The sequence below is a fragment of the Acidisoma sp. PAMC 29798 genome, from assembly GCF_030252425.1.
Lineage (GTDB): Bacteria > Pseudomonadota > Alphaproteobacteria > Acetobacterales > Acetobacteraceae > Acidisoma > Acidisoma cladoniae.
In genome coordinates this window covers 3,844,085-3,858,969 of record NZ_CP126994.1, presented here as the reverse complement: position 1 = coordinate 3,858,969, position 14,885 = coordinate 3,844,085, and the positions used below count along the sequence as shown (strand labels likewise).

Here is a 14,885-nt window from a genome sequence, read left to right as displayed (position 1 = left end):
CAGATCCTCAATAGATGGCGGCATAGCGGTCACAGATATCGCTGGGTTCCAAGTCGGCGAGGGCCGCGATCTCGGAGCGTTTGAACTCCAGATAGGCCGCGAGCATCACCGGCCCGAACCAATCCTGCGCGGCCTCCGTCGCTTCCAGCTGGTCAAGCGCCGCATCAAGCGTGCGGGGCAGTACGGCGATGCCGGCCGCGTCGCGCGCCTCTTCGCTCATGGACCAGAACTCGGGCTGTTCCGGCGGCAAAGTCATGCCCTTGCGGATGCCGTCCAACCCGGCATGGATGAGGGCGCCGAGGGCGAGATAGGGGCTGGCGGCAGCATCGGCGACCCGAAACTCGACATTGAACTGCGCCGCTGCGCGGTCCGGTGCGCCGGGGAAGACCGGTGCCACCCGCAACGCCGCGCCACGATCCTGTCGCGCGAGCAAGGCCCAGACAGGGGCCCAGCGATTGGGCTGCAAACGGTAGAAGGACGCGACCGAGGGCGTGGTGATGGCGGTCAGTGCCGGCAGATGATGCAGGATGCCGGCAACGAAAGGCGCCATGCGGGCGGAAATGCCATAGGGCGCGGAGGCATCATGGGACGCCGGTGTGCGATCCCGGTCCCACAGGCTGAGATGGATATGGGTGCCGTTGCCGATACCCTCCGGCTCGATCATTGGCGCCAGGATGGCTTTGTGGCCGAGGCGATGCGCCACCGACCGGATCATTTCCCGCATGATGACGGCCTCATCGGCGGCGCGCAGGCCCATCGTCGGCTTGATCGTGACCTCGAACTGGCGGGGGCCGTATTCCGGCAGAAAGGAATCCGGCGTGAGCCCGCCCGCCCGCAGTGCGCCGATCAGGCTTTCCCCGAAGACGCCCTGCCGGCGGAAGGAATCGAGCGCATAGCTCGCGCCCAACCGATCCTCGACGCCGGTATAGACGAACTCCTGCTCGAAGGCCGCCTTCACCGTCAGCCCGGCCTCGGCTTCCAGCGCAGTCAGGGCGCGGCGCAGGAAATCGCGCGGGCAGCAGCACCAGGGGCTGCCGTCCAGCATCTGTTGATCCGCGAGGTAGAAATGCTCGGCCGCACCCTCATCGAAGGGGATCTGCACGCCGGCCGTGGGGTCTGGCATGAGCACCACGTCCCCGACCGTGCCGAAGGGCGACGACAGGATGGTGCCGAAGGCGGAGATCATGATGTTGGAGCCGGTATTGCCGACGCCCTGGCGCAGCCGGTGGTCCAGCTCCGCCGCCGGAAAGCCTTTGCCCCTCACCAGGCCTGCGAAATCGCAAGTTCCGACGAAGACGAGTTCTTCCTGCTGCATCGTGCCTCTCCGTCCTGCATCGTCCTGCCACCGATGTTGCGGCTTTTGCGGCGGGACGCAAGGCGGGTTGAGGTTCGGGCCTGCCGCCCAAGATAAGGGCTTCCTGGCATTTGCCGAGCAATGGAGCCCGCCCCATGACCGACCATGTCTATCGCGTCATCGAAGTTGTCGGATCATCCGAGACGAGCATCGAAGATGCGATCCAATCCGCCGTCACCAAGGCTTCGGCGACCATTCGCCACATCCGCTGGTTCGAAGTTGTCGAGACGCGGGGCCAGATCGAGGACGGCAAGGTTCGGTATTTTCAGGTCACGATGAAGATCGGCTTCTCGATCGAGGACGAGCACGTTCATCTGGAGCCGTAGGTTGGGTGGCCGACGACTGCTACTTCGTCATCCGCGCATCAAGTGCGCGGATGACGAAGGAAGAGGCCGCGACGGTCTAGCCCCCTGATCACGCCGTGGGGCAGAGTTTCGCGCGCGGCGTGGCCAGGAGGCTCGCGAAAAGGCGTCTAGGGGCGTAGGTTTTCCTCAAAGGCGCCTCGGGGCGCCACCCAAACGAGGAATGCGCCGATGCCTGCCTATCGCTCCAGAACCTCCACCCACGGCCGCAACATGGCGGGCGCTCGCGCGCTTTGGCGGGCCACGGGCATGGGCGATGGCGATTTCGGCAAGCCCATCATCGCCATCGCCAATTCCTTCACGCAGTTCGTGCCGGGCCATGTCCATCTGAAGGACATGGGCCAGTTGGTCGCCGAGGAAGTCTATAAGGCCGGCGGAATCGCCAAGGAATTCAACACCATCGCGGTAGATGACGGCATCGCCATGGGGCATGCCGGCATGCTGTACAGCCTGCCGTCGCGCGAGCTGATTGCCGATGCCGTGGAATACATGGTCCAGGCGCATTGCGCGGACGCCATCGTCTGCATCTCCAACTGCGACAAGATCACGCCCGGCATGTTGATGGCCGCCCTGCGGCTGAACATTCCCGCGATCTTCGTCTCCGGCGGGCCGATGGAAGCCGGCAAGATCAAGTCTGACGGCACCGGTGGCGCCGCTGTCACCAAGCGCGCCGACCTCATCACCGCTATGGTGGCTGCCGCCGACCCGCGCGTGTCGGATGCCGAGGCCGAGCAGCAGGAACGGTCGGCCTGCCCGACCTGCGGGTCCTGCTCGGGCATGTTCACCGCCAATTCGATGAACTGCCTGACGGAGGCTCTGGGCCTTAGCCTGCCCGGCAATGGCAGCCTGCTGGCGACCCATGCCGATCGGCGCAAGCTCTTCGTGGAAGCTGGCTGGACCATCGTCGATCTTGCCCGCCGTTGGTACGAGCAAGACGATGCCTCGGCCCTGCCGCGCAACATCGCCTCCTTCAAGGCCTTCGAGAACGCCATGTCTCTCGACATCGCAATGGGCGGTTCCACCAATACCGTGCTGCATCTTTTGGCGGCGGCGCAGGAGGCGGAGATCCCCTTCACCATGGCGGATATCGATCGCCTGTCCCGCCGCGTGCCGAACCTCTGCAAAGTCTCCCCCTCCGTCGCCAACGTCCATATGGAAGACGTGCATCGGGCCGGCGGCATCATGGCCTTGCTCGGCGAACTCAATCGCGGGGGCTTGATCCATACCGATCTGCCGACCGTCCATTCCGCCAGCATGGCCGCCGCCCTCGACCGCTGGGACATCGTCAGCGCCGATCCCGAAGGGACCGCCGGCATGATGTATCGCGCGGCGCCGGGTGGCGTGCGCACCGTGGTCGCCTTCAGCCAGGATCAGCGCTTCGCGGAACTCGACACTGATCGCGCGACGGGCGTTATTCACGACATCGCGCATGCCTTCAGCACGGATGGCGGCCTCGCGGTGCTCTACGGCAATATCGCCCTCGACGGCGCCATCGTGAAGACGGCGGGCGTGGATGCCGCGAACCTGGTCTTCTCCGGCCCCGCACGCATCTTCGAAAGCCAAGATGACGCGGTCGCGGGTATTCTGGGCAACCAGGTGCAGGCCGGCGACGTGGTCATCATCCGCTACGAAGGCCCCAAGGGCGGGCCGGGTATGCAGGAGATGCTGTATCCGACGAGCTATCTGAAGTCGAAGGGCCTGGGCAAGCTCTGTGCCCTGGTCACGGACGGGCGTTTTTCGGGGGGCACATCGGGCCTGTCGATCGGCCATATCTCCCCCGAAGCCGCCGAGGGCGGTGCCATCGGCCTGGTGCAGGACGGCGACCGGATCGATATCGACATCCCGAACCGGGTCATGCGCGCCCATCTGACGGACGAGGAATTCGCCCATCGCCGGCGGGCCATGGACGAGAAGGGCGTCGAGGCCTGGAAGCCCGCGCATCGGGACCGTTATGTATCGCCGGCGCTGCGAGCCTATGCGGCCATGACGACCAGCGCGTCACGCGGCGCGGTGCGTGACGTCTCTCAGGTTGAGCGCCGGTAAAAACCGCCCGCCATGACCTGCTTCCTGGGCATCGACCTCGGCACCTCCTCGGTCAAGGCGCTGATCATGGACGAGGCGGAGGTCGTGCTAGGCACCGCCTCGGTGCCCGTGCCGGCGCCCAGCCATCCGATGCCCCTGGCCTCGGAACAGGATGTAGGCAGTTGGTGGGTCGCCGTTGCGGCGGCACTCGACCAGCTCGCCGCGACACAGCCGGCGGCTATGGCGCGGGTGGCCGGAATCGGTCTCAGCGGCCAGATGCATGGTCTGGTGCTGCTCGATGAGGCGGACCAGCCAGTGCGACCGGCGATGCTGTGGAACGATGGCCGCGCCGAAGCCGAGGCGACCGAACTTCAGGGCGATGGCGACCTCGCGCGGATCCTCGGCGTGCCGGCCATGGCGGGGCTGACGGCACCGAAACTGCTATGGCTGCAACGCCATGAGCCGCAATCGCTGGATCGTGCGCGGAATCTGCTGCTGCCCAAGGATGTGCTGCGCCTGCACCTGACGGGCGATCGCGTGACGGATGTCTCGGACGCTGCCGGCACCTGGCTGCTGGACGAGCAGGCGCGCACCTGGAGCGACCGCGCCATCGCAACCCTCGGCATCGATCGCGCCCTGCTGCCGCCGGTGGTGGAGAGCCCGACGCCCACGGGCGTGGTGCGGCCTGAAATGGCACAGCGTTTCGGCCTGTCGCCGGGCGTGGTGATGGCGGGCGGTGCCGGCGATACGCTGGCAGGCGGCCTGGGCATCGGCGTGGTAGAGGATGGACGCGCCTTCGTGTCCCTCGGCACGTCCGGCCAGGTGTTTGTGGCGACGGACCGCTATCGGCCTGCGCCCGAGCAGGCCGTTCACAGCTTCTGCCACTGCCTGCCGGGCCGCTGGTCCGCGATGGCCGCGATCCTGAATGGTGCCAGCGCCCTCGCAACCGTCGCGCGGCTCACGGGCAGCACGGATATCGCGGCACTTCTGGCCGAGGCCGAGGCGAATTTCACGGGCCCGAGCCCGCTGCTGTTCCTGCCCTATTTCACGGGGGAGCGGACACCGCATAATGATCCGCTGGCGCGCGGCGTGCTGTTCGGCATGACGCCGGACACGACGCGGTCCCAGATCATCCAGGCGGCGCTGGAAGGCGTGGCCTTCAGCCTGGCGGATGGGATTGTGGCGCTGAACGCCGCCGGCATTGCCGTGGGCGAGGCGGGGTTCATAGGTGGTGGCGCGCGTAGCCGGCTATGGGCGCGTATCATCGCGGCGGCGACGGGTTTGACGCTGAACCTTTATGCCGAGGGCGCGCATGGCGCGGCCTTCGGTTCGGCGCGCTTGGGGCGTATGGCCGCCGGCGGTCCGCTGCGGGCAGAAGCGCCGAAGGTGGTCGAGACGATTGCGCCGGATGCTCGGCTGCGGGAGGCTTATGCGCCGCGATTGGATGCCTATCGCGGGCTGTACACGGCGCTGAAGCCGGAGTTTCGACGCGGGCGGTGATTGGCTGGGCGATGATCTCTACGCCGTCATCCACGGGCTTGACCCGTGGATCCATGGGCGCCCATGGATCCGCGCATCAAGTGCGCGGATGAGGAAGGAGGGTGGCGGAAAAGCGAAGCGCATTCCGCCGGCTACTTCTTCGACATATCCACCACGGCCGCGAAACCCTCTTCGGTGCCGAAGGCAAGATGTCCGCCCGACTCGCTCCAGGCCAGCGCCGATACCGGCCCATGACCCGGCGCGGCGACGGGCAGAATCCGGCCGCTTTCGATCTCCGCCAGCACGACGCTGCCGTCGGCAAAACCAGCGGCCACCACCTCCGAGCGTGGATTGAAGGCGACCCGCATCACCTGAACATTCCCGCCGCCCGCCAACTCGGTCGGCGGCTTGCCCATCGGGCCGCCGCCGGAAAACGGCCAGAGCACGATCGTATCCGCGCCGGAGGAGGCGAGCCAACGACCTGTGCGCGAGAACGATATGGATAACGGCTTCGCGGGATAGCCGCTCATGCGCATGTGCTGGCCGTCCGACAGACGCCAACCGTGCAGCGCATTCTCCTGCATCGTGGTCACCACGGCTTCGCCATCGGGGTGCAGAGCGACGCTGGTATGGCTGCCTTTCCACTCCAGGCGGCGCGGCGTATCGGTCTTTGCACCGACGAACCACAGGCTCGCGCCATTATAGTGTGAGGCCGCGACCCGCTTGCCGCGCGCATCGAAAGCGATGCCGGTGACCGTCGATGGGTGGTCGAGCGTCTTGATCCGCTGACCGGCGGCGTCGAAAATATGCACCTGCTTGCCGGCGGCACAGGCGAGCAGAGCGGCATCCTTCTCCCGCCCACGCCCGGGCACGAAGCTCACCACCTGCTCGACCCATTTGGAGCCGAGATCGGACAGGGTGCTGGCATCGCCGTCCGGCTTTACGCGCCGAAAATCGCCATCATCGCCGCCGGTGACGACGCTGCCGGCGACCACATCGGCGGCCATGCCGAGCACCGCGCCCTCATGCACCGTGACGCTCGCCCAATCCTCGTCGGCGGCGGTGAGGTTCGCGAAGCGAACCGTGCCGTCCCCCAAGGCGAAGGCCGCGAAGGCACCGCCCCGATCGAAGGCAACCTGGACGACATAGGCATCGAGCGATCGGTGGACGCCACGCGTCTTGAGGATCGGCTGGGGCGCAGGCGCGAGAAGTCCACTCATCCGATGCGGCTCAGCCGACCTGGCAGGATTCGAAGCCGCGCCGCAGTTGCGGGCGATTGAGGTTGCGACCGATGAAGACCAGCCGGCTCTGGCGCGGCTCGCCTTCCTTCCAGGGACCGATGAAATCCCCGTCCGCGATCATATGCACCGCCTGGAAGGCGAAGCGGCGATTCTCATTGGCATAGTTCAGGATGCCCTTGGTGCGCAGAAGATCGGCGCCCTGGGCGTTGAGCAGCGCGCCGATCCAGCCATTGAACTTGTCGGGGTCGATCGGCCGCGCGGCCGTGAAGCTCATGCTGGCGATGTCTTCGTTATGCTCATGCTCGTCCCCGTTTTCCAGGAAGTCGGGGTCGAGAGCGAGGATACGGCTGAGGTCGAAGGCATTGCGGCCCATGACGGCCTCGATCGACACCGCCGACTTCTCGGAGCGGATGATCGGCGCGAGGGCGTTGATGGCGCGGATGCGGGCCTCGACGGCGGTCAGCTCATCGACCGTGACGAGATCGACCTTGTTCAGCAGTATGACATCCGCGAAGGCGATCTGGGCGGCGGCCTCGGCGCTGTCGGCCAAGCGCGCGGGCAGGTTCTTGGCATCCACCACGGTCACGATCGCATCCAGCCGCGCCTTGGCGCGCACGCCTTCATCGACGAAAAAGGTCTGAGCGACGGGCGCCGGATTGGCGAGGCCCGTCGTCTCGATGATGATGCCGTCGAACTTGTCGCGGCGCTTCATCAGGCCACTGAGGATGCGGATGAGATCGCCGCGCACGGTGCAGCAGATGCAGCCGTTGTTCATTTCGAAGACTTCCTCGTCGGCATCGACGACGAGGTCGTTGTCGACGCCGAGTTCACCGAACTCGTTGACGATCACCGCATATTTCTTGCCGTGATTCTCGGTCAGGATGCGGTTGAGCAGCGTCGTCTTACCGGCGCCGAGATAGCCCGTGAGCACCGTGACCGGAACGAGATCCGAGCGGACGGTGCCTGTGGACGCGGGGGCGACTGTGTCTGGCATGATGAAACTCCGGCTCTAAGCTTTAGGCAGATATAGGTGCGGTTACGGTTACCGGCGAGGTCTGGCTGGGCTGACGCCAACGCGCCTCCGCCAATCCCCAGCCGAGAATGACGAAGAAATAGCCGCTGACGGGCAGGCTCGTGAAGGCGCTGGTCGAGGCGATCGGCCAAAGATGCAGAAGGGCAGCCGCAAAAAGCCCGACGCGCACGGCATCTGGCCGACGCCATAAGCCGCGCCCCATATCCCGCAGCCAGGCGAGCACCATAAGGCAGAACAGCACGAGGCCGGGAAAGCCGCCATCCGTGCTCGCCTGAAGATAGAAATTATGCGGATGTTGCTTGCAGGTGCTCAGGCCCCCGCCGTCATTCGGCGTGGTCGCGGTGTTCCAGCCGACCCAATAGCGCGGCAGCGGGCAGCCGTTGCGGAAGCCATCGAACCCGCGCCCAAAAACAGGATGCTGCTCGGTGATCTCATCCGCGCGGCGGAGCAACAGGCCGTACGGGCTGGTGGTGAAATGATCCATCTGCGTGCTGAACTTCTCGACCAGCCGATAATAGGTCGGCGGCGAAATGATGGGCGAGGCGGCGAGCACGATACCGCCGATGACCAGGGCCGAGATGGCGACCAGCCTCAGGCGCGGCAGCAACAGCGCCGAGACGATGAGGCCGAGGCCGGTCAGCAGCACCGGCATGCGCTGGCCGATCAGCACCATGACGGCGATGCCGAGGCCGGCGAGCAGGACACCGGCAATGCGCGCGATCAGCGCCCGGCGGGCGATCAACGCCATCACCGGCGGCAACACGGCGGGGAACAGGATGCGCACCAGCTCCGGCCCAGCGCGGGGCTTGTAGAAGGGCCCGGTGAGTTCCCCATCCGCCCAGCGGCCGAAGCCGAAGAAGTTGCGGCCTGTCGCATACTGGAACAGGCATTGGATGCCGATATAGGCCGCGACCGCCTGCACCATCCAGCGCAGCCAGAGGCGCGGCTTCGGGTCGCGCAGCAGCCGGTTTTCCAGGGCCGCCGCGAAGACGAAGAAGCGCACCATCATCGCCGCTTGGCCGAAAGATGCCCAGCTGCCCTGGAGCAAAGGCGGCGCCGGGATCGAGCACAGCATTTCCCACACCCACCAGGCGATGGCGAAAGGCACCCAGCCTTGGCGCAGCCAGCGCCACTGACCGTCCCGCGCGCATTGGACCAGGAACAGGACGGCGGTGAGGGAGATCAGCGCATCCGCCAGGGCATGCGCATTGAGCAGCGCGGGCGTCACCAGCAGCATGGCGACCAGCGCGATGCGGTCGAGGATCATGGGAAAGGCGAGCAAGGGGATCACGGCGTCAGGATATCCATCCTCAATTGGTCGAGCAGGCGGCGGGCGCCCCGCACGTCATAGTCTTCCGCACGATGTCTAGCCTGAGCCGCGAGGCGCGCCCGATGGGCTGGGTCCCCCGCGAGGGCGAGAATGGCGCGCGCGATGGCGGCGGGATCTTCGGGGTCGATCGTCACCGAAACGCCTTCCGTCAACTCCGTGAGGCCGCCCCGCGCGGTGGTGACAAGGGCCGCGCCGCTTGCCATTGCCTCCAGGGCCGCCAGACCGAAGGGCTCTTGCCAGCGACTCGGCAGAACGGCAATGGCGGCGCGGCTCAGGGCGGCCATGACCGTCCCATGATCCTGATAGCCCAGCAGCGTAACGCCGGCGGCCTCCGCCTTGTGGCGGAGGGCGGTGGTGAAGGGGGTTTCGGGGCTATCCAGCCGGAAGCGGTCGGCGCCGATCATCTCCGCCCGCCAGCCAGGCAGCGCCGGCAAGGCTAACGCGCAGGCGGCGACGAAGCTGTCAGCGCCCTTGTCCGCGACCAGGCGGCCGGTGAAGAGGATCGTCCGCGCGCGGGCATCGGGCGGCAGGGGTCGAGGCAATCGCGCGAGGTCGAGACAATTCGGCAAGACGGCAGGCGCGGCCACGCCCACGCCCTTCACGCCCTCCATCCAGCAGCCGGCCAGATACTGCGACACACAGACGATCCGACCGAGCTTGGCGGAGAGGGTCGTGCGTTGCTGCGCGGTATCGGCGCCGCGCATGGTGCGGGGATCGTTGTGCAAAAACAGCGCGATATGCCGCGGCGGCATGCGTCGCGCGAGCCGGGCGGCGAGGTCCGGCCGGTTATGGACCTCGACCAGATCGGGGCGCATCGGCTTCAAAACCTGCGCGACCCCGGCGGCATAACGGGCGTCGGTGCTGAGCGGCCAAAGGCGGAGCGGCACCGCGACATAGGGCAGGTCGAAGACCGGGCCGCTTTGCGGGGCTCCGAGGATTGTCGCCGCAAACGAGGGTTCGTCCGTGATCTCGGTGCGCGCAAGTCTTTCCTGAAGCAAGCCGATCGCCCCGGCGGACTGCGGCCCGAAACCTTCGCGCGGCGGCAGCACGACCGCCACGCGCCGCGGTGGCTTGGACATCCTCAGGCCTTGGCGCCGCGTTCGATCAGGATTTCCAGCACGCTGGGGTCGGACAGGCTGGCGGTGCTGGAGATGATGCGGTGCCCCTGGCTTGCGGCCATGCGTGGCACGCTGTCCATCGGTTCCGCGCCACGCACGCGCACCTGAAGAAGCGCGCCGGGGCTAAGTCGTTCCAGCGCCAAACGCGTACGCACAAAGGTCATCGGGCAGGTCTCGTTGGTCACGTCGAGAACTCGTTTTTGACAAGCAGTGTTCTGGATCATCCGATTGCGTTACTTGCCTGTGACAAAAGCATATTGCGTAGATCGCCGGGCGGGCTGTAGAGAGAGACCGAATTGATTGAGCCTGCAATAGCGGTCGCCGAGTACATCTATGGGTGAGCCCAATCTTGCCGGGTGTTGAAATGCCGAAGCAACGGCTGATGCGCAATAAATCACGACCGGCACGATCCGGCTTGGAGAAGAAGAATGACTGACGAAAAAGCGACAGCCAGCGTACTCGGGCTGACCGCCCAGATCGTGTCTGCCCATGTTTCAAACAATACGGTGTCCGCCGAAGGTCTGCCAGCCTTGATCCAGGATGTGTATCGCGCCCTGTCCAATGTCGGCGTTCAGGTCGAGCCGACCGAAAAGCCGCAGCCGGCCGTGCCGATCAAGAAGAGCGTTTTCGGCGACTACATCGTCTGTCTTGAGGATGGCAAGAAGCTCAAGATGCTGAAGCGTCATCTCAAGACGGCATACAATCTGGAGCCCGACCAGTATCGGGAGCGTTGGGGTCTGCCGCCCGACTACCCCATGGTCGCGCCGAACTACGCCCGCCAGCGGTCCTCGCTCGCGAAGAAGATCGGTCTCGGCACCAAACCGCGCGCGCCGTCCGGCCGTCCGGCCGTGGTCAAAGCAGCACGCGGTGCCTGATTGCGGGCGTGTTTCCCGGTGCAGGCCGCAGCACGCTTTGCCTCCTCCCTCCGCTCGCCTATAAACGGTGGATGGGAAACGCCGGATCGCCGGATTCTGAAACACGGCTCGTGCCGCAAGGCGCCGGTGCGGGTGGTTCTGCGGTGGGAGATCGCTCGCGGGACGTTCCGGCGACCGATGGCGTGGTTTCGCGCCGTGGATCCGCAGGAGGCGACGATAAGGCCGGAAGACAGAGGATGATGTCGCGTATCGAGCGGCTGTGCATCGAAAAGGGTCTGAAGATGACGGGGCAGCGCCGCGTCATCGCCAGCGTCCTATCGGATGCCGAGGACCATCCCGATGTTGAGGAGCTGTATCGTCGCGCCGTCGCCCTCGACAATCGCATGTCGATCGCGACCGTCTATCGGACGGTTCGCCTGTTCGAGGAAAACGGCATCCTGGAACGGCGGGACTTTGGTGGCGGTCGCGCCCGCTACGAGCCCACAACGCCCGGCCCGCATCATCATCTCGTCGATGTCGATAGCGGCCGGGTGATCGAATTCATGGACCCCGAGCTGGAACAGACGATCAGGGCCATCGCCAACCGGCTGGGCTTCGATCTCGCCTCCCATCGGTTGGAGCTTTTCGGCCGCAAGCATCAGGAACAGCCTGTCGCGAAAGAGAGCAAACCAGCGCGCGAGCCCCGCCGGGTCGCGACCGCTGGCGTCGATCGTGGGCATTGAGTGATCTTGTCCGATCCCCTCGCGGCCCTGGAGATGGATGAAGGCATCGGGGAGCTTCGCGCGGGCAATCTCGGTTTACGCATCGCCCGCTCACCGGAGGAGCTGGATGCCGCCCAGGCCCTGCGATACCGGGTCTTCTACGAAGAACTGGGGGCGCGGCCCGATCCCGTGGCGGCGGCCAGTGGCCGCGACCGCGATGTCTACGATGCCGTCGCCGACCATCTGCTTGTGGTCGATCATGACCTCGGCCATGGCCCCCGATGTGTGGTTGGAACCTATCGGCTGATTCGCCGGGAAGCGGCGGATGCCATTGGTCGCTTCTATTCGGCCGATGAATACGACATGGACGTCATCGAGCGGTTTCCGGGGCGGGTGCTGGAACTCGGTCGGTCTTGCGTCGATTCTGCCTATCGCGGCAGGGCTGCCATGCAACTGCTATGGCGCGGCATTGCGGCCTATATCTTCATCCACAACATCGATCTGATGTTCGGCTGCGCGAGCTTGCCGGGGACCGATGTCGATCTGCTGGCGCCGGACCTGACCTATCTCCATGCCCATCATCTCGCCCCACCCGATATCCGGCTCCGCGCCTTGCCGGAGCGTTTCGTGGATATGCAGCGCATGGACCCGGCGGCCATCGACGGGCGAAAGATCCTGACGGGTCTCCCGCCGCTTATCAAAGGCTATTTGCGCCTCGGCGGCTTTGTGGGGGATGGGGCGGTCATCGACCACCAGTTCAACACGACGGACGTGGCGGTGGTCGTGCAGAGCGATCTGGTGACGGGAAAGTACTACCGGCATTACGGACGGGATCGGCGGTAGGCGGAATATATAAGCATCGTCACCCGCGCACTTGATGCGCGGGCCTACCCGTTTCGGCGCCATGACGGCGTCTGGGCACCGAAACGGGTAGGTGCGCGGATCAAGTCCGCGCATGACGAGTACACTATGGCAGGCGTTGTTCTCCTACTCCTGCTGCCACCGCGCCGGCTCGACCGCCGGTGCCGCGAAGCCGAGCTGCTTAAAAGTCTCCACCATATGCGGCGGCAAGGCGGCGCTGACCGACATCGTGCCGCCGGCCGGATGCGGCAGCGTCAAGGCGCGGGCGTGCAGATGCAGCCTGCCCGCCACCGTCTCCATCCCTGACTCGCCGCCATAGGCCATGTCGCCCAGGATCGGATTGCCGATCGCCGAGCAATGCACCCGCAACTGATGGGTGCGGCCTGTATGGGGATAAAGGCCGAGCCAACTGAACTTGCGCCCGGCATGGTCGATCGTCTCGTATTCCGTGCTCGCCTTGGTCGCATCGGGGTCCGAGGCATGGGCGATGGCACTGCGCGCGCCGCCCAAACCCTGCGTGCGGGTCAGCGCGAGATCAATCCGCCCCTTCATCGGCACCGGCAGGCCGTTGACCACCGCCCAATAGGTCTTCTGCACGGTGCGCGTGCGGAAGGCGGCGGCGAGTTTGCCGGCGATTCCCGGCGTGCGCGCCAGGAGCAAGACGCCCGAAGTATCGCGATCAAGCCGGTGGACCAGACGCGGCCGATCCGGCGCGCCGAAGCGCAACCCGTCGAGCATACCGTCCAGATGCTTGGTGATCCCGGGGCCGCCTTGCGTCGCGAGGCCGGGCGGCTTGTCGATGACGATGATCCAGTCGTCCCGATAGATCACCATGCGGGCGACATCCTTCGCCGTCCGCGAGTCGAGCGGCTTGGCCAGACGCTCGGGCGGACCGTCCGCCAGCGCCAAGGCCGGCGGCGGCACGCGAATGGTATTGCCCGGTTGGAGACGGGTCGATGCCTCGACCCGCTTGCCCTGCACGCGAATCTGACCGGTGCGGCACAGCTTTTCGATGCCGCCCTGGGTCATGCCGGGGAAATGGCGGCGAAACCAGCGGTCGAGCCGGATGTCGGCCTCGTCCAGGGTGACGAGACGTTCTTCGACGGTGGTCATGTTTGGTCCTCACGCTCTGCCCGCAGCCGCGCCCAATGATCCAGGCGTTTGCCGATGTCGCGCTCCAGCCCCCGGTCGCTGGGGCTGTAGAATCGGGCACGGGGCATCCCTTCCGGGAAATAATTCTGGCCGGAGAAGGCGTCTTCCTCTCCGTGGTCATAGGCATAGCCCTCGCCATAGCCCAATTCGCGCATCAGCTTGGTCGGCGCGTTGCGGATATGGGCCGGCGGCATCAGGCTGCCGGTCTCCTTCGCAGCCTTTTGGGCAGCGCCGAAGGCGGCATAGACGGCATTGGATTTGGGCGCGGTGCCGAGATAGACGACGGCCTGGGCAAGGGCGAGTTCGCCCTCCGGGCTGCCCAACCGCTCATAGGTTTCCCAAGCGGTCAGCGTCTGCACCAGCGCCTGGGGATCGGCCATGCCGATGTCTTCGGCGGCGAAGCGCAGCAGCCGGCGCGCGATGTAGCGGGGGTCCTCGCCGCCCACCAGCATGCGCGAAAACCAATAAAGCGCCGCATCGGGGTCGGAGCCGCGCAGCGACTTATGCAGCGCGGAGATGAGATTGTAATGCTCCTCCCGGTCCTTGTCATACAGCGCGGCGCGCTTTGACAGCAGGTCGGAGAGGCCGGCGGCATCGAGCGGCGCGGTGCTCTCTGGCAGGGAGAAAAGCTGCTCGACCATATTGAGCAAATAGCGGCCGTCACCGTCCGACATGGCGCGCAGGCTGGCGCGACCCTCAGCGTCCAGCGGCAGGGCGCGGGCGATTTCGATCTCCGCCCGCGCCAGCAGCTTTTCCAGCGCGGCATCGTCGAGGCGCTTGAGCACCAGAACCTGGCAGCGGGAGAGCAGCGCGCCATTGAGGGCGAAGGAGGGGTTTTCTGTCGTGGCGCCGATCAGCGTGACGATGCCTTCCTCGACCACGGGCAGGAAGGCATCCTGCTGGGCGCGGTTGAAGCGATGGATTTCATCGACGAACAGCAGGGTGTCCTGGCCGGTGCGGCCATGGCGGGCCGCTTCCTCGAAGACGCGCTTGAGGTCGGCGACGCCGGAGAAGACGGCGGAGATCTGGGCGAATAGCAGATCGGCCTGTTCGGCGATCAGACGCGCGATCGTGGTCTTGCCGACGCCGGGCGGCCCCCAGAGGATGAGCGAGGCGAGCGACCCGCGCGCCAGCATGCGCGTCAGTGTGCCGTCAGGACCCAGGAGGTGATCCTGGCCCGTGACATCGCCGAGCGTCGCCGGGCGTAGCCGGTCCGCCAGCGGGCGTGGCTTCTTGCTCGCGCCGCCACGGGCCGCGGACGGTGCCGGCGTGGCGGGCGGGGCGCCGAAGAGATCGCCGGAAGGGACAGGAATACGGGCCACGGAGGGTTACTCGATCATGGATTGGGACGCATGGG

14 protein-coding genes are annotated in these 14,885 nt (G+C 66.1%); 6 read left to right on the top strand and 8 right to left on the bottom strand.

Annotated elements, in window-relative coordinates:
- Positions 1 to 7: 7 nt before the first annotated feature.
- The gene (locus QP803_RS18570) at positions 8 to 1,315 is read right to left on the bottom strand and encodes a type I glutamate--ammonia ligase (RefSeq protein ID WP_284944967.1); all 1,308 of its coding nucleotides are present in this window, start codon (positions 1,313 to 1,315) and stop codon (positions 8 to 10) included.
- A gap of 134 nt (positions 1,316 to 1,449) precedes the next feature.
- On the opposite strand from QP803_RS18570, the gene QP803_RS18565 reads away from it, so the two are divergent.
- The 3 genes from QP803_RS18565 to xylB all read left to right on the top strand — a co-directional run bounded on the left by QP803_RS18565 (position 1,450) and on the right by xylB (position 5,238).
- Positions 1,450 to 1,680, top strand: coding sequence for a dodecin (locus QP803_RS18565; protein ID WP_284944966.1), 231 nt, complete (start codon positions 1,450 to 1,452; stop codon positions 1,678 to 1,680).
- Between the two features lie 207 nt (positions 1,681 to 1,887).
- The gene (gene ilvD / locus QP803_RS18560) at positions 1,888 to 3,759 is read left to right on the top strand and encodes a dihydroxy-acid dehydratase (RefSeq protein ID WP_284944965.1); all 1,872 of its coding nucleotides are present in this window, start codon (positions 1,888 to 1,890) and stop codon (positions 3,757 to 3,759) included.
- A gap of 12 nt (positions 3,760 to 3,771) precedes the next feature.
- On the top strand, positions 3,772 to 5,238 hold the full coding sequence (gene xylB / locus QP803_RS18555) for a xylulokinase (protein ID WP_284944964.1): 1,467 nt from the start codon (positions 3,772 to 3,774) through the stop codon (positions 5,236 to 5,238).
- 131 nt (positions 5,239 to 5,369) lie between these two features.
- On the opposite strand, the gene QP803_RS18550 is transcribed toward xylB, so the two are convergent.
- Genes QP803_RS18550 through QP803_RS18530 form a run of 5 tightly spaced genes read right to left on the bottom strand, consistent with a single transcriptional unit; the run spans position 5,370 to position 10,163 of the window.
- The gene (locus QP803_RS18550; RefSeq protein WP_284944963.1) at positions 5,370 to 6,437 is read right to left on the bottom strand and encodes a WD40 repeat domain-containing protein; all 1,068 of its coding nucleotides are present in this window, start codon (positions 6,435 to 6,437) and stop codon (positions 5,370 to 5,372) included.
- 10 nt (positions 6,438 to 6,447) lie between these two features.
- Entirely contained in the window at positions 6,448 to 7,452 is a 1,005-nt protein-coding gene (locus QP803_RS18545) for a CobW family GTP-binding protein (RefSeq protein ID WP_284944962.1), read from the bottom strand.
- 22 nt (positions 7,453 to 7,474) lie between these two features.
- Positions 7,475 to 8,782, bottom strand: coding sequence for an O-antigen ligase family protein (locus QP803_RS18540; protein WP_284944961.1), 1,308 nt, complete (start codon positions 8,780 to 8,782; stop codon positions 7,475 to 7,477).
- Positions 8,779 to 9,900: a glycosyltransferase family 4 protein gene (locus QP803_RS18535; RefSeq protein ID WP_284944960.1), complete on the bottom strand. Its 1,122-nt coding sequence runs from the start codon at positions 9,898 to 9,900 to the stop codon at positions 8,779 to 8,781. Before QP803_RS18535 ends, QP803_RS18540 begins: the two co-directional genes overlap by 4 nt.
- 2 nt (positions 9,901 to 9,902) lie before the next feature.
- Positions 9,903 to 10,163, bottom strand: coding sequence for a sulfurtransferase TusA family protein (locus QP803_RS18530; protein ID WP_434082867.1), 261 nt, complete (start codon positions 10,161 to 10,163; stop codon positions 9,903 to 9,905).
- A 204-nt stretch (positions 10,164 to 10,367) separates the two neighbouring features.
- Between QP803_RS18530 and QP803_RS18525 the strand changes: the two genes are divergently transcribed.
- From QP803_RS18525 to QP803_RS18515, 3 genes are all read left to right on the top strand, one after another.
- Complete coding sequence (locus QP803_RS18525) at positions 10,368 to 10,814, top strand: Ros/MucR family transcriptional regulator (RefSeq protein ID WP_284944958.1); 447 nt, start codon at positions 10,368 to 10,370, stop codon at positions 10,812 to 10,814.
- Positions 10,815 to 11,050: 236 nt separating this feature from the next.
- Positions 11,051 to 11,536 carry a Fur family transcriptional regulator gene (locus QP803_RS18520; protein ID WP_284944957.1) on the top strand — a complete coding sequence of 162 codons (486 nt, stop codon included), beginning with the start codon at positions 11,051 to 11,053 and terminating at the stop codon, positions 11,534 to 11,536.
- 33 nt (positions 11,537 to 11,569) lie between these two features.
- A complete protein-coding gene (locus QP803_RS18515) occupies positions 11,570 to 12,358 on the top strand; it encodes a GNAT family N-acetyltransferase (RefSeq protein ID WP_284947957.1) in 789 nt (262 codons plus the stop codon).
- A 144-nt stretch (positions 12,359 to 12,502) separates the two neighbouring features.
- Here QP803_RS18515 and QP803_RS18510 read toward each other — a convergent pair whose 3' ends face one another.
- Positions 12,503 to 13,489 (bottom strand): RluA family pseudouridine synthase, encoded by a 987-nt coding sequence (locus QP803_RS18510; RefSeq protein ID WP_284944956.1) that lies wholly within the window; start codon positions 13,487 to 13,489, stop codon positions 12,503 to 12,505.
- Positions 13,486 to 14,850, bottom strand: coding sequence for a replication-associated recombination protein A (locus QP803_RS18505; RefSeq protein WP_284944955.1), 1,365 nt, complete (start codon positions 14,848 to 14,850; stop codon positions 13,486 to 13,488). The genes QP803_RS18510 and QP803_RS18505 overlap by 4 nt, the downstream gene beginning before the upstream one ends.
- Between the last annotated feature and the right edge of the window lie 35 nt (positions 14,851 to 14,885).

Coding starts and splice junctions, on each gene's coding strand:
- QP803_RS18570 (WP_284944967.1), bottom strand. CDS start 1,315: ATGCAGCAGGAAGAACTCGTCTTCGTCGGAACTTGCGATTTCGCAGGC.
- QP803_RS18565 (WP_284944966.1), top strand. CDS start 1,450: ATGACCGACCATGTCTATCGCGTCATCGAAGTTGTCGGATCATCCGAG.
- ilvD (WP_284944965.1), top strand. CDS start 1,888: ATGCCTGCCTATCGCTCCAGAACCTCCACCCACGGCCGCAACATGGCG.
- xylB (WP_284944964.1), top strand. CDS start 3,772: ATGACCTGCTTCCTGGGCATCGACCTCGGCACCTCCTCGGTCAAGGCG.
- QP803_RS18550 (WP_284944963.1), bottom strand. CDS start 6,437: ATGAGTGGACTTCTCGCGCCTGCGCCCCAGCCGATCCTCAAGACGCGT.
- QP803_RS18545 (WP_284944962.1), bottom strand. CDS start 7,452: ATGCCAGACACAGTCGCCCCCGCGTCCACAGGCACCGTCCGCTCGGAT.
- QP803_RS18535 (WP_284944960.1), bottom strand. CDS start 9,900: ATGTCCAAGCCACCGCGGCGCGTGGCGGTCGTGCTGCCGCCGCGCGAA.
- QP803_RS18530 (WP_434082867.1), bottom strand. CDS start 10,163: ATGATCCAGAACACTGCTTGTCAAAAACGAGTTCTCGACGTGACCAAC.
- QP803_RS18525 (WP_284944958.1), top strand. CDS start 10,368: ATGACTGACGAAAAAGCGACAGCCAGCGTACTCGGGCTGACCGCCCAG.
- QP803_RS18520 (WP_284944957.1), top strand. CDS start 11,051: ATGATGTCGCGTATCGAGCGGCTGTGCATCGAAAAGGGTCTGAAGATG.
- QP803_RS18515 (WP_284947957.1), top strand. CDS start 11,570: ATGGATGAAGGCATCGGGGAGCTTCGCGCGGGCAATCTCGGTTTACGC.
- QP803_RS18510 (WP_284944956.1), bottom strand. CDS start 13,489: ATGACCACCGTCGAAGAACGTCTCGTCACCCTGGACGAGGCCGACATC.